Raw genomic sequence first — 16,283 nt, forward strand, 5'->3', positions numbered from 1 at the left:
GCAATCCGACCCGCTGCGGAGCGGTTGTGCGAAGATACGGATGATGGCGACGACGATCCCCCAGACCCTGTTGCAACTGTTCCGGGAGTATCTCGGAACCCTCCCGGCCGAGCCGCTGGCGAGCTATGTGAGCGAGATCAACTGGGACATGGCGGCGCGCGCCGTGGAGCCCGGAACGCTTGCCTGCCTCGGCTATCTCGATCGTGTCGCGGAGATCGCACGGCCCGAAGCACTGCGGCTTGTCCGCTTCCTGGCGGAGCACCGGCAAGCGCTGCTTTGGCAGCAGACCTACACGGCTGCCGACTTCGGCCAGCATTTCGTCGATCGTTACGGCTGGCTGGAGCTTTTTGGCACGCGGGGCCATTTCGCCAATGAGAACGTCGCAGCAGGCTTTCTGATTCTCGGCCCGGAAGTGGTTTATCCCGACCATCACCATGTAGCGGAGGAGATCTATGTTCCACTCACCGGCGGGACTGAATGGCGCAAGGAAACGGGCGACTACCTGCCGAGGGGCGCTGGCGAGGTGATCCATCATCCCTCCAACGTGAATCATGCGATGCGTACGAGGGCGGAGCCGCTGCTCGCTCTCTATCTCTGGCGGGCCGGCCCCCTGGCCCAGAAGCCCGTCGTCAGCAACTGAAAGAGAAGGCGCGATGGCCAAGGCGATCATGCTGCAAGGCACGGGGTCGGATGTCGGCAAGACCGTCCTGGTGGCCGGACTTTGCCGTGCGGCGCGCAGGCGGGGATTGCGTGTGCGGCCGTTCAAACCGCAGAACATGTCGAACAACGCGGCGGTGGCCGACATTCCCGGCGAAAGCGGCGGGGGTGAGATCGGTCGCGCGCAATGGCTGCAGGCGATCGCCTCCGGCGTTGCGCCCTCGATCCACATGAACCCCGTGCTGCTCAAGCCGCAAAGCGACATCGGCGCGCAGGTCGTCGTCCAGGGCAAGGTCTTCGGCCAGGCACGGGCCCGCGACTATCAGCATCTGAAACCGAAGCTGATGGATGCGGTGCTCGACTCCTGGCGCAAGGTGGGCGAGGGCGCCGACCTCGTCATCGTCGAGGGCGCGGGCTCGCCGGCCGAGATCAATCTGCGCGACCGCGACATCGCCAATATGGGTTTTGCCACACGCGCGGACTGTCCCGTCGTGCTGGTCGGAGACATCGATCGCGGCGGCGTCATCGCCTCGATCGCGGGAACGCATCTGATCCTTCCGGAAGCCGACCGGCGGATGATCGTGGGCTATCTCATCAACAAGTTCCGTGGAGACGTGACCCTGTTCGACAGCGGCCTTGCCGCGATCGGGAAGTTGACGGGATGGCCGTGTTTCGGCGTCGTACCCTGGCTCAAGGAGGCGGCGCTGCTGCCGTCGGAGGATTCGGTGGTGCTCGAGAGGTTGGCCTCGGGCGAGCAAAGGGCGTTGAAGGTGGCCGTGCCGATGCTCGACAGGATCGCCAATTTCGACGATCTCGATCCGCTGAAGGCCGAGCCACGGGTCGAGGTCGTGTTCGTGCCGCCGGGCAGCCGGCTGCCTGACGATGCCGGGCTCGTCGTCATCCCCGGCTCGAAATCGACGATCGGCGACCTGATCCGTTTCCGCGAGAACGGCTGGGATCGCGATCTTGCCGAGCATCGCCGTCGCGGCGGCCATGTGGTCGGCATCTGCGGCGGGTATCAGATGCTCGGCCGCGTCGTGCGCGACCCTGATGGAATCGAGGGCAAGGTCACGGAAGCACCGGGCCTCGGCCTGCTCGATGTCGAGACCGTCATGGAACCCGAGAAGACGGTGCGCAACGCCACCGCGCGCTCGGCCCGTTTCAATACCGCGCTCGAAGGCTACGAAATCCACCTCGGCCGCACCGTCGGCCCGGATTGCCTGCGCCCGACGGCCGTCATCGACGGTGTCGAGGACGGCGCCACATCGGTCGACGGCAAGGTCTTCGGTACCTATCTCCATGGGCTGTTCGGCGCCGACACGTTTCGCCGCCGCTATCTGGCCAGCCTGGGCGTGGCCGATGGCGGCATCGATTACAGGGCCGCAGTCGAGGATGCGCTCGACGCCATTGCCGAGCATCTCGAAAGGCATCTCGACTGCGACGCGCTCTTCGCCGCGGCTCGGTAGGGCTCAGGCTGGGTCCCCAGCCTTCGGCCAGTAGGTGCCGAACGACCAGACATTGCCTTCCGGGTCGCGGCAGATGAAATCCCTGCTGCCATAATCCTTGTTGTTCAGTTCCTGCTCGATCTTCGCGCCTGCCGCCCTGGCGCGCGCATAGAGCGCGTCGGCGTCATCGACGGCGATGTAGACCGACTTGCCGCCATTCTCGCCGGGCGGGCCGACGATCGCGCCATATTCATCCTCGCGCGTGTGGCCGACCATGATCATCGAAGACCCGAAGGCGAGTTCGGCATGGTGGACGTCGTCGCCTTCACCGTATTTCACACGCAAGGTGAAGCCGAAGGCTTCCACCAGCCAGTCGATCATTCGCGCTGGATCGCGGTAGCGAAAGGTCGCGAAAATGCGCGGGGCTTCGGTCATGACTTCTCTCCTCATGCCGGCGGTTTCGTCGGCCTGAATGGTCGCAAGAACCCGGCCCGCCGTCTTGAAGAATTGTAACCGCGCTCAGGCGGACCGGGCCCGCCACCGGGACGGGCTGGCGCCGGCGAATTCGGAGAAGTCACGCGTCAGATGCGCCTGGTCGGCGTAGCCGCAGGCCGCGGCAATGTCGGCCCAGTCGACTTCGCCCTCGCACCGTGCCATCGCGAGCGCCGCCTGGAAGCGGATCATGCGGGCGATCACCTTGGGCGGAAGGCCAAGTTGCGCCTGGAACCGCTGCGACAGGTGTTTGCGGCTCCAGTCGAGCTTTCGCGCGACATCGGCGATGCGGAGGTCACCCCGGCAGGCGAGCATGCGCTGATAGGCCCAATGAAGGGCCGGATCGGCTTGCCGCGCGCCTCGGATCCTTTCAATGACGTAGCTCTCGGCGAGATCGAGCCGACGCTGCCAGTCGCGCTCTTCCCATAGCCGTTGGCGCAGGCGCCTCATATCCTCGTCGCCGAGATCGTCGAGAGCCACCATCCGGGCGGCGAGTTCGCTCATCGGCAGGCCGAAGAAACGCCAGGCGCCAAGCGGCGTGAAGTCGATCTGAATGCATTCGGCGGCGCCAGTCGACGTGATCACCACGGGACCCGCATAGAGACCGGCCGCAAAGCTGCCATAACGATCGCCGGGGCCGGGCTTGCGGCCGAGACCGATCTCAAAGGCTTCCCCGAAACTGATGACCAGGGGTACCACCAGCGTGGCCGTCTCGACGTTGCCTGTGATGGCTTGGCCGTGCTCCCGGTATCCGATCAAACGCTCGACCATGCCGTCGAGCGCGGGCGGGGTTCTCCGTTCGAGCTGGAAAGGGCTGGTGGAGGCCCGGCTTTCCGTCGATGGTCTCGATGCCGACGACATCAGATCCTCGCGCCTCGATGTTCGACGAGGATAGGACCGAATGGCGCCATGAGGAAGAGGCAGGCAGATGACATGGACCGTATATCCTCCATGTGATATATGGATATACGAAGGAGATATCCATGGCGCTGTTCATCAGGGACGCGGAAGTCGATGCATTGGCCGAGGAGGTTCGCAGGCTGACACACGCACCCACCAAGACCGAAGCAGTTCGCCAAGCCTTGAGGGACCAACTCGCGCGAGCACGAAGCGCACTCCCGCTAAGGGACCGTCTCGCTCGTTCAAAGGCGCTCGCCGATGTCATGGGACCCGGCGATCCCAGCTTCGACATGAAGCACTTTACCGACGAGATGTGGGGCGACGCGTGATGTTCGTCGATGCGTCGGTCGTCGTCGCGATCCTGGGACGCGAGCCGGGGCACGAGGAGATCGAGAAGCGACTGGCTGCGGCCGGCGGGCGGTTCTTCGTTTCCCCGCTGGTGAAGTTCGAGGCGACCGTGGCGCTTGCACGCCTGAAGGCGACGGCGAAGGGATCCATTGCGCGACCGTCGCCGACGCTGCTGAAACAGGCGCAAGCGGCCATCGATGCGTTCGTAGAGGATCTCGAGGCTGAGGAGGTGTCGATATCGGGTGAGATCGGCAGGAGAGCATTGGACGCCAGCGCGACATACGGCAAAGCCGTCGGTCATGTCGCGGATCTCAATTTCGGCGATTGCTTTGCCTACGCCTGTGCCAAGTCGCTCAATGTCTCGCTGCTCTATAAGGGCGACGACTTTGCCCACACGGACCTCGCCTGAGACCGTGGCCGCTCGGGACGGATAATCCCACTCAGTCGTCAGATTTCGGCCGCAGGCTCAAACGCCGATCAGCAGCCGCAGCGGGTGGGTCGGATCGGCGAGAAGCTTCACGGCCAGGGCGATACAGGTGAGTACGAGCAGCGGCTTGATCAGCCTGGCGCCGATCCGCATCGCCAGGCCGGCGCCGACGCGCGCGCCGAGGAACTGGCACAGTCCCATCATCAGCCCGATCTTCCACGAGATCACCCCGGCCGCAGCGAAGGCGGCGAAGCCGCCGAGGTTGGAAGCGAAATTCAGCAGCTTGGTGTGAGCAGTTGCCTTGAGCACGCCGTAACCGGCGAGCGACACGAAGGCGAGCATGAAGAAGGAGCCGGCGCCGGGGCCGAACAACCCGTCATAGAAGCCGATCGCAGGGACGATGAGCAGGCCGAACAGAAGGGGCGACAGGCGCTCGGCCCGGTCGACGTCGTTCATGTTCGGCTTCAGCGCGAAATAGAGAGCAATCGCGATCAGCATGAAGGGCAGCGCGAGGCGCAGGAGATCGCCGGGCAGCACCGTCGCCAGCAGCGCACCAGCCGCGCTGCCGACGACCGAAAGAAACGCCGACGGAAGCTGCTTTCTCAGGTCCACATGCCCCTTGGAGGCGTAGGCGATCGTGGCGGAGCCGGTCCCGAACAACCCCTGAAGCTTGTTGGTGCCCAGCGCCTCGACCGGGCTGAAGCCGGCGAGCATGAGGGCCGGAACCGTGATCAGCCCGCCGCCGCCCGCGATGGAATCGATGAAGCCGGCGCCGAAAGCGGCAATCGCAAGCAGGAGGACGAGTTCAGTCGAGAGATCGAACATTTCGGGGCGGATGGCCAGCGGTGAGCCTTTGTGCTTCGACCACAGGCAGGCTCCTTTCGCAAGGCCGATTTCGCGATAGCAGCCTTCCGAAAAACCGTTCCGCTCCCCGGTCCGATGCTATAGGTTCCGGCTTTCCGGTCTGTGGAGTGACACAAACATGTCTCAGGGAATGTTGGCCAGGATCCGTTCGCTTTTCGAGGGTGACCCGGGCGTACGCAAGGTGGCCGACGATCCCGTGCTCTCCGCCGAACTTCTGCTCCTCTTCCGCATGATCCTCGCCGATGGTTCCGTCAGCGATGCCGAAATGGAGACGCTGCGGCGGATCTGCCGTGACTCCTTCGGCATCCCGGAAGCGAGCATGGACTCGGTGATCGATTACCTTAACGAGTTCGGATACGAGACGAACGGCTCCCAGGCCGTTGCGATGTTCCAGGACCTGGATGACGATCGGCGACGGCTCCTGGCGCAGCACATGGCCGACATCGCCAAGGCCGACCAGCAGCTTGCGGAGAACGAAGTGCGTCTGCTCCGCCGTACGCTCGAAATGCTGGGCCTCAGCCCGGTCGATGTCGTGAAGCCAGCAGCGAGCAAATAGCGAATAGCGAGTAGCGAACAGGGAAAAGGTGCGCGGACGGCAGTTCGGGTTCTTTCGCTTTTGGCCATTGGCTATTCGCTCATCCCTGTTCCTGCAGCTTCCGCGCGATGGCCCGGTGCAGGTCGGGCGCGGCGTCGACCAGGTCCCTGGCCGCCTGCGACTGCGGATTGTCGAGCACCTGCGTGGTCTTGCCCGCCTCCACGATCTGGCCTTCGTCCATAACCATGACGTCGTCGGTGATGGCGCGCGCGACGGTGAGATCGTGGGTGATGAACAGGTAGGCGACGCCCAGCCGCTGGTTGAGGTCGGCGAAGAGGTCGAGGACCTGGGCGCGGATCGAGACGTCGAGCGCCGAAACCGGCTCGTCCGCCACCACCAGCTTGGGGCGCGTGATGATGGCGCGCGCGATCGAGATGCGCTGGCGCTGGCCGCCCGAGAATTCGTGCGGGTACTTGTCCATGTCGCGCGGCGAGAGCCCGACCTCGTGAAGTGCGGCCGCCACCCGCTCGCGCCGCTCGGCCGGTGACGGCTTCTGCTCGAGCAGATGCAGGGGCTCCGCGACCAGGCGTTCCACCTTGTGGCGCGGGTCGAAGGAACCGTAAGGGTCCTGGAAGACGACCTGCATGTTGCGCCGTGCCGGCTTCAGCTCGGCCTCGGTCCTGCCTGCGAGGTCAGCGCCCATGAAGCGGATGCTGCCGCCCGTCGGCTTGTCGAGAGCGAGGATCATCCGCGCGAGCGTCGACTTTCCGCAGCCCGAGCGCCCGACCAGAGCTGTCGACTGGCCTTCGGCCAGAGAGAAGGACACGCCGTTCACCGCCCGCACCGGTGCGCCTGATTTGAACAGCGAGACTCTCCGGCCCGGATAGTCGCGCGTCACGTCGCTGAGTTCGAGCAGCCGGCCCGTGGACCCGCTGCTGGAATGGACCTTGGGGCGTGCCGGAACATGTACCGAGGCAAGCGCCAGTTGGCGCGTATAGGGATGGGCCTGTCCGGAGAGTGTCGGCGCGGTCTCGCCGGACTCCATCACCTCGCCGTGGCGCATGATGGTAACGCGGTCGGACATGTCGGTGACGACGGCGAGGTCGTGCGAGATGAGCAGAAGCCCCATCCTGGCCTCGTCGACCAGGTCGCGCAGCAGTTCGAGGATCTGCTTCTGGAGGACCACGTCGAGCGCGGTGGTCGGCTCGTCGGCGATCAGCAGCTTCGGCTTCAGCGCGCAGGCTATCGCGATGACGACACGCTGCCGCTGGCCGCCGGAAAGCTCATGCGGATAGCGGGAGAGGGGGAACTTCGCTTCCGGCAGGCCGACCCGGTCGAGAATCCTGCGAGCCCTGTCCTCGGCATCGCCGCGACTGGCGCCCGTGTGCCAGCGTATCCCTTCGGCGACTTGCTCGCCGATCGTCTTGACGGGATTGAGCGCAGTCATCGGCTCCTGGAAGACCATGCCGATCTCGTTGCCGCGCAGCGCGCACATCTGGTCCTCGGTTGCCGTGAGCAGGTCGATGCCGTCGAAGACGACGCGTCCTGCGGCGCGCGCAGACCGAGGCAGGAGGCGCATGACGGTCAGCGCCGTCATCGACTTGCCGGAGCCGGATTCGCCGACGAGCCCCATCACCTCGCCGGGTTCGATCGACAGGTCGATGCCCTTCAGCACCGGAATGCCGGCGATGTCGACCGTCAGGTTGCGTATGTCGAGCAGGCTCACCGTTCGCGCCTCAGCTTGGGGTCGAGAACGTCGCTGAGGCCGTCGCCGAGCAGGTTGAGGCCGAGCACCGTCACGACGATGGCCATGCCGGGAAAGATGGCGAGATAGGGTGCAACCATCATGCGCGTCTGCGCGTCGAACAGCATACGTCCCCAACTCGGCATGGGCGGCTGGGCGCCGAGGCCGACATAGGAAAGACCGGCTTCCGCCAGGATGCCGAGCGCGAACTGGATGGTGCCCTGGACGAGCAGCATTGTCGCGATGTTGGGCAGGATGTGCTCGATCGTGATGAGCGCGCTGCCCTTGCCCGCGGCGCGGGCGGCCAGGATGAACTCGCGCGGCCAGATCGCCAATGCGCCGGCACGGGCGACCCGGGCGAAGACGGGGATGTTGAAGATGCCGATGGCGATGATCGCGTTGATGGCGCCGGGCCCGAAGATGGCGGTGATCATGATTGCCGAGAGCAAGGCGGGGAAGGCGAAGACCAGGTCGTTGAACCGCATCAGCACCTCATCGACCAGACCGCCGCGGGCCGCAGCCCAGCAGCCGAGCGGCACGCCGACCCCCATGCCGATGCCGACCGCGACGAGGGCTACGGCGATCGAATTGCGCGATCCGACCATGATCATGGACAGGATATCGCGGCCGAAGTGGTCGGTGCCCAGAAGATGCGCGGACGAGGGCGGCTTCATCCGGTCCGCGACCGGAAGCACCGTCACGTCATAGGGAACCCAGAAGAAGGAGACCAGCGCCATCAGGGCGATGGCAAGGGTGATGAAAAGACCGATCACGAGGGAACGGCTCGCCAGGGCCTTGGACAGGAAACTGTCCCCCTTCACGGCAGATGCAGGGTCGGTCATTGCCGGGTCCTCAGCCTGGGGTCGATCACGGCGTAGGAGAGATCGACGAGGAAATTCACCAGGATGACTGCCGCGACGAGGAGCATGACCACGCTTTCGACGACGATGAGGTCGCGCTGGGTGATCGCCTGGAAGACCAGCCGCCCGAGGCCCGGCAGATAGAAGACGTTCTCGATGATGATCGTGCCGGCGAGCAGGAAGGCAAATTGCAAGCCCATTATGGTCAGCACGGGTATCATCGCGTTGCGCAACGCATGGCGCCACAGCACGTAGCGGCGCGGCATGCCCTTGGCGCGCGCGGTGCGGATATAGTCCTCGTTCAGCACCTCGAGCAGGGCGGAGCGCGTCACCCGAGCGAGGATGGCGGCCTGCGGCAGGGCCAACGCCACCGCCGGCAGGACGAGCGCCTTCAGGGCCGGCCAGACGCCCGCGCTCCAGCCCGGGAAGCCGCCGGCCGGTACTAGGCGCAGCCACACGGCGAAGAGATAGATCAGCAGCAGCGCGAACCAGAAATTGGGGATCGCCACGCCGAGCTGCGCCGTTCCCATGGCGACGGCGTCCGCCGCCTTTCCTCGCCGTGAGGCCGAGAAGATGCCGACCGGAATGGCGATCGCCGTCGACAGGAAAAGCGAGATCACCGCAAGCGGCAGGGACACGACGGCCCGTTCCGCGACCAGGTCGATGACAGGCACCGAATAAGTGTAGGAACGGCCGAGATCGAGCGTCAGCATGCCGCCGAGCCAGCTCAGGTAGCGAACCGCCAGCGGCTGGTCGAGGCCCGTCTGCTGGCGCAGCGCCTCGACGGCGTCCGGCGTCGCGTTCATGCCCAGCATCAGCTGGGCAGGATCGCCGGGTAGGATCTCGAGAACGGCGAAGACGACGAGCGAAGCCACCAGAAGTGTGGCAACGCCGATGCCGAGGCGTTTGAGGATGTAGGCGGTCATAGTTCGCGCCGAAGGGTCGGTGGCACGACGGCGCCGAAGAGTGCTGTTCGGCCTGCCTGACCTCTTCCGTGCGGGCAGGGCGAGAGGCTCTTCTTGCCGCGCCGGCACTGCCCGTGCCGTGAAAGTAGCGCTGAAATTCGTTTTGCTTCAGTGAGATAACGGACTCGGCAACGCCGAGCTGGGCCCGTCATCCGCCTGCCGACACCCTCTCCGCGCATTGCGCTACGGCAGCACACGTCGCGAAAGTACCCCTCATCCGACCGCGCTTTCGCGCGGCCACCTTCTCCCACAAGGGGAGAAGGGAAGGCTCCCGCAACGTCGCAGCTAATCGCATAAGTTGACGATTTGAAGGGCCGGCCAAGCCAGGCTCCAACCTTCTCCCCTTGTGGGAGAAGGTGGCCTCGCCCCAAAGGGCGAGGTCGGATGAGGGGTACTTTCGCGATGTGTGCGTCCCATAACCGCATTGCGGGGAGAAGATCGATGTCGCCACGGGCTTCGCCAATCGTCAGCATAGCAGATTGAACGCCGTCACTGCGGCAGGCGGTCTTCTCCCCGCATTGCGGGGAGAAGGTGCCGGCAGGCAGATGAGGGGCGGCGCCGACGCCTGGGAAAGAGCTCCTCATCCGACAGGCGAATATGTGCGCGCGTCTCCCCCGGATCGGGGGAGACGGCCGGCAGACCGGAGAAAGGTAGTTTCGCATGCTTACCAAGAGACGTCAGTCGACCCATTTCACCTTGGTAAGGTCGTTGGCCTGGATGGGCGAGTTCTCCCAGAGCCCTTCCAGCTTGGCATCCCATATGCCGATCTTGGGCAGTTCGAACAGGAAGCCGTTGACCGCATCGTCGGCCAGGATCTTCTGCGCCTGCTTATAGAGTTCCATCCGCTTGGCCTCGTCCGAGGTCAGATCGAGTTCTTCGATCACCTTGTCGAAGGCGGGGTTGTCATAGTTGAAGTAATAGTCCTTGCGGGAATAGATACCGATGTCGTTCGGCTCGGTGTGCGAGACGATCGTCAAGTCGTAGTCCTTGTTCTTGAAGACTTGGCTCAGCCAGTCCGCCCATTCCACGGGGATGATCTCGAGATCGATGCCGATCTCGCGCAGTTCCGAGGCGATCACCTGTCCGCCGTCGCGGGCATAGGCGACCGGCGGCAGCTTGAGGGTCGCCTTGACGCCGTTCTCGAGGCCGGCCTCCTTCATCAGTTCCTTGGCCTTGGCGACGTCGTGAGGATAGGTGCTGGTGAGGTCGACATAGGCGGCATTGGCCGGGGAGAAATGCGAACCGATCGGCGTGCCCAGGCCGGAGGATGCAGCGTCCATGATCGCCTTGCGGTCGAGGGCATGGGCGATCGCCTGACGGACCTTCAGATTGTCGAAGGGCGGCTTCTTGTTGTTCGTCGACAGGATGGTTTCGCCTTCGGTCGCGCCGATGACCACCTTGAAGCGCGGATCGGCCTGGATCTGCGGCAGCGCGTCGCCCACCCCGACATTCGGGAAGGCCTGGACGTCGCCGGAAAGCAGCGCGGGAATGGCGGCGGCCGCGTCGGGAACGATCCGGAACTCGGCCTTCTCCAGCGCCACCGGTTCACCCCAGTAGTCGGGGTTCCTGACCAGGGTGATCGCGGAGCCCTTGGCCCAGTTGTCGAACTTGAACGGACCGGTGCCGACAGGCTTGTCCTTGTTGGTCTCGGCCGATTCCGACGCGACGATCACCGCGTCACCCCAGCCCATATTGTAAAGGAAGGAGCCTTGCGGCTGCTTGAGTGTGACCTTCACCGTCGCGGGGTCGACGACCTCGACCGTGTCGATCGCCGCGAACAGGGCCTTTTGCGCGTTTGTCGAATTGTCGGCCCGTGCCCGGTCGAGCGAGAACGTCACGTCCTCTGCGTTGAAGTCGCTGCCGTCATGGAACTTCACCCCGGTGCGAAGCTTGAAGGTGTAGACCTTGCCGTCGTCCGAGATGGTCCAGCTTTCCGCCAGCGCCGGCAGCACTTCGCCCTTGGAGCCGATTCGGGTCAGGCCTTCGAAGACGTTCGCGTAGAGTACCTCGTCGATTGCCGCGGCAGCACCTGCCGTCGGGTCGAGATGCGGCGGCTCCAGCGGAATGCCGAGCACGAGATCGGTGCGCGCGGCGAGGGCCGCCGTGCTCGATGCGAGCGCCAGGGCGGTCGCCGCGAGAATGGTCTTCCAACTTTTCATAACCTACTCCCCAAGAATGAATGGGCGCGATTGAAGCCGGAATTTCGGCCGGAGTAAATCGACATTGTTGCGCTGCCCACGGCCCCGGTGAAATCGCTTTCCGTTTCGCCGCGCCGGGCGAGCCGCTCGATCACCGCGGCCTGGAACCGGCGCCGCCGCGTAGCAGGACGTCGAGGCCGATCGCCATGACCTTGGCCGATTCGACCATGTCGGTGATGCCGACCCATTCGTCGGGACGGTGCGCCAGGTCCAGGATGCCAGGCCCGTAGGCGATGCAGTCATAGATGTGGCCGATGCGGGCGACGTGTTTCTGATCGTAGGTGCCAGGGGAGATCACATAGTCTGGCTCGCGGTCGAAGATTTCGCGGATGCCTTGCGCCACCGCGGTGACGACCGGCGCGTCGCGCTCCGTCATGGTCGGCTGGACCTCCATCAGGTCGCGCAGCTTGTAGTCGAATTTTGGCCGCTCACGCTTCAGACGTTCGAGGATCGACGTGACCTCGCCCTTCACCTCGGCGATGTCCTCCTCGAGCAGGAACCGACGGTCGATGGTGAGCCGGCACCAGTCCGGCACATTGGGCGAGGGGAGGCCCGGCCGGAAATCCTCGGTCTGCCCGCCATGAATCGAGTTGATGTTCATGGTCGAGCGCCGCGCGCCTTCAGGCACCACGGGCATCCGGGTGTGCTTGCGGTCGAGGGCCGGGAACAGTTCCGCTTCGAAGGCCGCGAGCACGGCGCCCATATGGCGCACGGCGTTGTCGCCGAGGAAGGGCATCGAGCCATGCGCGATCTCGCCCTTGGTCTCGATCTCCGCCCACCACACGCCGCGATGGCCGAGGCAGATGCGATCCTTGTTGAGCGGCTCGGGGATGATGACGTGATCGACACGCGGCTTCGAGAAATAGCCCTTGCCGGCAAGATAGGCGACGCCGCCGAAGCCGCCCGATTCCTCGTCCACGGTTCCCGAGATTTCGATGGCACCGGAGAAATCGGGATTGACACGAATGAAGGCCTCGGCCGCGATGATCGAGGCGGCGAGGCCGCCCTTCATGTCGCAGGCGCCGCGGCCATAGACCCGGCCGTCCCTGACCACGCCGCCAAAGGGATCGACGGTCCAGCCTTCTCCGGCCTCGACCACGTCGATATGCGAGTTGAAATGCACCGTCGGTCCGGGTCCGCGTCCGTCGAAGCGGGCCACGACATTGGTGCGCGGATAGCGATCGGTGTCGCCGGGCGTGCCTTCTCCACGGACGAACTCCACGCCGAAGCCCTGCTTCCTCAGGCGTTCTCCGATGTATTCGGCGCAGGGCGTGTAGGCTTCGCCCGGAGGGTTCACGGTCGGAAAGCGGATGAGGTCGGCCGTGAGCTCGACCAGGTCGTCTACCTGGCCGTCAATCGTTTCGAAGAGCTTGTCGTACATTCCAAAAACCTTGCGGCGAGGCGCGGCCGGCGGCGCCTTGCGCGGATTCCATTGCGGCTGGTGAGAGCCTGGCGCCTGCGCATTCAGGGCACGGGCACTTCAGCTTCGTCAGGGCCGGACGGCCGTTACCTCTATCTCGACCAGAAAGCCGGGATTGACAAGCCCCGCCACCTGCATAGCCGATCGTGAGGGCAGGTTCGGTTGTTCCTTGGTTCCGAAGAACTTGACATAACCCTCCATGAAACCCGCGAAATCCATCTTGCCGCCCTTGGCGGGATCGCCGACCAGGAAGACCTGCATCTTGACGACGTCGCCCATCGTCAAGCCGAGCCCCTGGAGTGTCCTGTCGATCGCCTTCAGCACGGTCTCGGTCTGTGTTCTGGTGTCGCCATAGGCCGCCACGCTGTTCTTGTCGGCCTTTTCGTCGATTGCGGTCGGCACCGCGCCGCTGACATAGACGGTCGTCTTCCCGGCCGGGACCTCGACCGCCTGCGCGATCGGGAAATCGGAGTTCGGGATCCTGTGGCGCACGACCTCGTCGGCCAGTGCGCCGCTGGCGGCAAAAAGGCCGGCAGCCAGCGTGGCGGCGGCGATCCGCGAATTCTTCATGTTGCATGCTCCTTCTATCGATGAGTGAGGGGAAACCGGCACGCCGGATCCTGTCGCCTCTACCGGGCGTCGGCAACGTCCTGCGCCGACACCTCGTCCGTGTAGTCGTTGCCGAAATGGGTCCTGACATAGTTGACCACGGCGGCGACCTGCTCGTCGCTCATCATCTGGCCAACGGGCGGCATGCCTTTCAACCCATGCAGGATCACATAGACCGGGTATCCGCCGGCCTCCAGGTTCTCATTCTTGGCGAGCGCCGGATATTTGCCGGCACCCACCGCGCCCTGCGCCTGGTCCATATGGCATGCCGTGCAGACATTGGCATAAAGTGCCTCTCCGGTCTGCTGGCTGAACTTGTCGCCCTGGCTGACGGTGACGCCGGCCGAATCTGCCAAGGCGCCGGAGCCGGCGCAGGCCGCGAACGCCAAGGCAAGGCCTATGCGTGCGGAAGTGTGCTGGGTCATGACATCCCTCGCTGTCTGAGTCGCGGAAAATCGCGTCGACACGGCGTCAACCCGAGACGACACGCTGGTGCAGGCGGGTTATGGCGTCGAGCGACGACAGGATCGCGCCTTCCATCCAGGCCGGTATGTAGGAAGCGTGCTCGCCCGCGAGCACGATGCGCCCGTCGATCTGGCAGAGATTGTCGTAGTGCTCCTTGCGTGCCTCGTCCGTCCAGTCGCCGGCGCAGCCGAGCGTGAAGGGCGATCGGTGCCAAGCTACCGCGATGCCGTTCTCGAACTCGTCCTTGTACTGGGGGTGGATCTGGGAACCGTATTCCACCGCGCGCTTGACCCGCTCTTCCGGCGCCATGGACGTGAATTCGTAGGAATTCGGCCCGTTCCAAGTGTAGCAGCCGAGCAGAACGCCCTTGCCGCCCTTGTTGAAACCGGTGCTGGGATAGGAGATCTGGGTGATCGGCAGGTCCGTGTAGCTGACGCCCCCGAAGATCAGATCGTCCTCTTCCCAGAAGCGGCGCTTGAACTGGAGGCCGACCTTGACCGAAGACACATAGGGCACGGCCTCTATCGCCGCCTGCATCGGCGCCGACACGTTGATCTCGATCTGGCTGAGGATGCTCAGCGGGATCGTGCACACGCACCAGTCGGCACTTGCCTGCTTGGTCGAGCCGGGGTTCCTGGTCTCCTCGTAGGTCACCGTGACGCCCTTGTCGTCCTGCGCGATCCTGGTGACCTTGGCGCCATACTGGATGAGGTCGCCGACCTCCCTGGCAAAGGCCTTGCCGATCATGTCGATGCCGCCGACCGGCTGGAACATGGTGGTCTGGAATTCGTAGAGCGCGAAATTGGCCAGGCTGTCCCAGAGCCCGGAGCTCAATATGTCGGCAAGCGCGATCGGCTTGCCGGGCACGGGCGCCGCGCCCAGGCCGCCGCCAGGGTCTTTCGCAAAACCGCGAAACTCCGCCGTATGCAGGCTTTCCCTGTAGGCGTAATCCTTGTCGAGGGCACCCCAGGAGCGCAGCGCCTCCAGCAGCATCTCCTGGTCCTGCCTGGTCACGTCTCCTTCGAGTGCGCCCTTCTGGGTCACTTTGGCCAGAAGCTCGGATACGTGGCCCCGGAAGTCCGTCTTGATCTCGCGGACGCGCTGCGGCTTGCCGCCAAAGGCCTTGCTGGAATGCAGAAAGGCGTTGTGGTTGAGTTGCTGGAAGGGCTCCAGGGTCACGCCGAGCCGCCGACAATAGGCAAGCAGCCCGTTGTGGTGATACGGAATGCGCCAAGGGCCCGGATTGATGTAGAGGCCTTCGTCGAATTCGCACTTCTGGGTCGCACCGCCCAGTTCGGTATAGGTGTCGCCGCCGCGCAAGGTCCAGTTCCGGCCGCCGGCGCGCTCGTTGTATTCAAGGATCTGCACCTTGTAGCCGGCCTGGCGCAACTCAAGGGCGGCCGTCATGCCCGCAAGGCCGGCACCGAGGATCAGCACCGAGGCACCCTTCGGGTCCCCTTCGAGCTTGACCGGTCCCTTGTAGCCCGACTCCTGCGCGAGCCCGAGGCTGGACATCGCCTGATACATGGCGGCGGTGCCAGCCGTCAGCCCGATCAGCGACAGCAACTGACGCCGGCTCAGGCCGGCAAGTGCTCCATCATGTTGCATTTTGATCCTTTCCGGCAGTACCTCGCATGGTGATCACGCCGCGCCGACCGGAACAGCCTCGCTGTCTTCCAGGGGCGTGATCGGAGACTATGCCTGTCCTCCACCCTGTCAATGGAAGTCGCCGCGATGGCGCAATCCTCGGTTGCTCCGTGGCGCAAAGTCTCCCGACGCAATGGCGCAACTTCCGGGCGGTTCAATCGTTATTGTTGCGTATTCGCCACAGAATATTTACCCCGTGTAGAGATTTTTGCCGCTTCTTCCGAAATGGACGAAAAGCTTGGGAAGAAAGGTTCATTTGAATGTACAAGATACTATTCATGGCGGCTGCTCTGGCCTTTTCTGGAATTTCGACGGAAGCCTACTCGGCGGGTCTCGTCGCCAGGATCAATGTTTCGACACAGACCATGACCGTCACGAAACATGGCCGCATCATCCATACCTGGCGCGTTTCGACGGCTCGCAAGGGGTATGTCACGCCGCGCGGCACCTGGCGGCCGACCCGGCTCCACAAGATGTGGCGCTCGCGCAAATACGACAATTCGCCGATGCCCTATTCGGTGTTCTACCATGGCGGCTATGCCATCCACGGGACCAATGCCGTGTCGCGGCTCGGATCGCCCGCCTCGCATGGCTGCGTCAGGCTCGACACGCAGAACGCGGCGCGCTTCTACGCGCTGGTCAAGGAGTTCGGGCCGGGCAACACACGCATCATCGTGTCGAACTGACGATCTCCGCGCAAGGGTGCC

At 64.4% G+C, this 16,283-nt stretch carries 17 protein-coding genes; 6 read left to right on the forward strand and 11 right to left on the reverse strand.

Annotation, left to right across the window (positions count from 1 at the left end; all coding sequences use genetic code 11):
- The first annotated feature begins 40 nt into the window (after nt 1-40).
- Both JN280_RS20240 and JN280_RS20245 read left to right on the forward strand, forming a co-directional pair.
- Nucleotides 41-640, forward strand: a complete 600-nt coding sequence (locus JN280_RS20240; protein WP_244741801.1) for a dimethylsulfonioproprionate lyase family protein — start codon at nt 41-43, stop codon at nt 638-640.
- Nucleotides 641-653: 13 nt separating this feature from the next.
- The gene (locus JN280_RS20245) at nt 654-2,123 is read left to right on the forward strand and encodes a cobyric acid synthase (protein ID WP_202304571.1); all 1,470 of its coding nucleotides are present in this window, start codon (nt 654-656) and stop codon (nt 2,121-2,123) included.
- A 3-nt stretch (nt 2,124-2,126) separates the two neighbouring features.
- Here JN280_RS20245 and JN280_RS20250 read toward each other — a convergent pair whose 3' ends face one another.
- Together JN280_RS20250 and JN280_RS20255 are read right to left on the reverse strand one after the other, a co-directional pair.
- On the reverse strand, nt 2,127-2,537 hold the full coding sequence (locus JN280_RS20250; RefSeq protein ID WP_244741805.1) for a VOC family protein: 411 nt from the start codon (nt 2,535-2,537) through the stop codon (nt 2,127-2,129).
- 84 nt (nt 2,538-2,621) lie between these two features.
- Complete coding sequence (locus JN280_RS20255; protein WP_202304582.1) at nt 2,622-3,455, reverse strand: helix-turn-helix domain-containing protein; 834 nt, start codon at nt 3,453-3,455, stop codon at nt 2,622-2,624.
- A 122-nt stretch (nt 3,456-3,577) separates the two neighbouring features.
- Here JN280_RS20255 and JN280_RS20260 point away from each other — a divergent pair, with 122 nt between their 5' ends.
- Nucleotides 3,578-3,823: a type II toxin-antitoxin system VapB family antitoxin gene (locus JN280_RS20260; RefSeq protein WP_202304583.1), complete on the forward strand. Its 246-nt coding sequence runs from the start codon at nt 3,578-3,580 to the stop codon at nt 3,821-3,823.
- A complete protein-coding gene (locus JN280_RS20265; protein ID WP_202304584.1) occupies nt 3,823-4,251 on the forward strand; it encodes a type II toxin-antitoxin system VapC family toxin in 429 nt (142 codons plus the stop codon). The genes JN280_RS20260 and JN280_RS20265 overlap by 1 nt, the downstream gene beginning before the upstream one ends.
- A gap of 57 nt (nt 4,252-4,308) precedes the next feature.
- On the opposite strand, the gene JN280_RS20270 is transcribed toward JN280_RS20265, so the two are convergent.
- The gene (locus tag JN280_RS20270; RefSeq protein WP_202304587.1) at nt 4,309-5,094 is read right to left on the reverse strand and encodes a TSUP family transporter; all 786 of its coding nucleotides are present in this window, start codon (nt 5,092-5,094) and stop codon (nt 4,309-4,311) included.
- Nucleotides 5,095-5,251: 157 nt separating this feature from the next.
- On the opposite strand from JN280_RS20270, the gene JN280_RS20275 reads away from it, so the two are divergent.
- Nucleotides 5,252-5,689: a TerB family tellurite resistance protein gene (locus tag JN280_RS20275; protein ID WP_202304589.1), complete on the forward strand. Its 438-nt coding sequence runs from the start codon at nt 5,252-5,254 to the stop codon at nt 5,687-5,689.
- Nucleotides 5,690-5,768: 79 nt separating this feature from the next.
- Here JN280_RS20275 and JN280_RS20280 read toward each other — a convergent pair whose 3' ends face one another.
- The 8 genes from JN280_RS20280 to JN280_RS20315 all read right to left on the reverse strand — a co-directional run bounded on the left by JN280_RS20280 (nt 5,769) and on the right by JN280_RS20315 (nt 15,537).
- Nucleotides 5,769-7,394, reverse strand: a complete 1,626-nt coding sequence (locus JN280_RS20280; RefSeq protein WP_202304590.1) for an ABC transporter ATP-binding protein — start codon at nt 7,392-7,394, stop codon at nt 5,769-5,771.
- The gene (locus JN280_RS20285) at nt 7,391-8,254 is read right to left on the reverse strand and encodes an ABC transporter permease (RefSeq protein ID WP_202304592.1); all 864 of its coding nucleotides are present in this window, start codon (nt 8,252-8,254) and stop codon (nt 7,391-7,393) included. Before JN280_RS20285 ends, JN280_RS20280 begins: the two co-directional genes overlap by 4 nt.
- Nucleotides 8,251-9,198, reverse strand: a complete 948-nt coding sequence (locus tag JN280_RS20290) for an ABC transporter permease (protein WP_202304594.1) — start codon at nt 9,196-9,198, stop codon at nt 8,251-8,253. The genes JN280_RS20285 and JN280_RS20290 overlap by 4 nt, the downstream gene beginning before the upstream one ends.
- A gap of 716 nt (nt 9,199-9,914) precedes the next feature.
- Entirely contained in the window at nt 9,915-11,396 is a 1,482-nt protein-coding gene (locus JN280_RS20295; protein WP_202304595.1) for an ABC transporter substrate-binding protein, read from the reverse strand.
- 130 nt (nt 11,397-11,526) lie between these two features.
- Entirely contained in the window at nt 11,527-12,816 is a 1,290-nt protein-coding gene (locus JN280_RS20300) for an acetylornithine deacetylase/succinyl-diaminopimelate desuccinylase family protein (RefSeq protein ID WP_202304603.1), read from the reverse strand.
- A gap of 108 nt (nt 12,817-12,924) precedes the next feature.
- Entirely contained in the window at nt 12,925-13,425 is a 501-nt protein-coding gene (locus JN280_RS20305; RefSeq protein ID WP_202304605.1) for a RidA family protein, read from the reverse strand.
- 59 nt (nt 13,426-13,484) lie between these two features.
- Nucleotides 13,485-13,889, reverse strand: a complete 405-nt coding sequence (locus JN280_RS20310; RefSeq protein ID WP_202304607.1) for a c-type cytochrome — start codon at nt 13,887-13,889, stop codon at nt 13,485-13,487.
- A 46-nt stretch (nt 13,890-13,935) separates the two neighbouring features.
- The gene (locus tag JN280_RS20315; protein WP_202304609.1) at nt 13,936-15,537 is read right to left on the reverse strand and encodes a flavin monoamine oxidase family protein; all 1,602 of its coding nucleotides are present in this window, start codon (nt 15,535-15,537) and stop codon (nt 13,936-13,938) included.
- A gap of 299 nt (nt 15,538-15,836) precedes the next feature.
- Between JN280_RS20315 and JN280_RS20320 the strand changes: the two genes are divergently transcribed.
- Nucleotides 15,837-16,262, forward strand: a complete 426-nt coding sequence (locus tag JN280_RS20320) for a L,D-transpeptidase (protein ID WP_202304610.1) — start codon at nt 15,837-15,839, stop codon at nt 16,260-16,262.
- The last annotated feature ends 21 nt before the right edge of the window (nt 16,263-16,283 follow it).

The organism is Mesorhizobium sp. L-8-10, from assembly GCF_016756635.1.
Lineage (GTDB): Bacteria > Pseudomonadota > Alphaproteobacteria > Rhizobiales > Rhizobiaceae.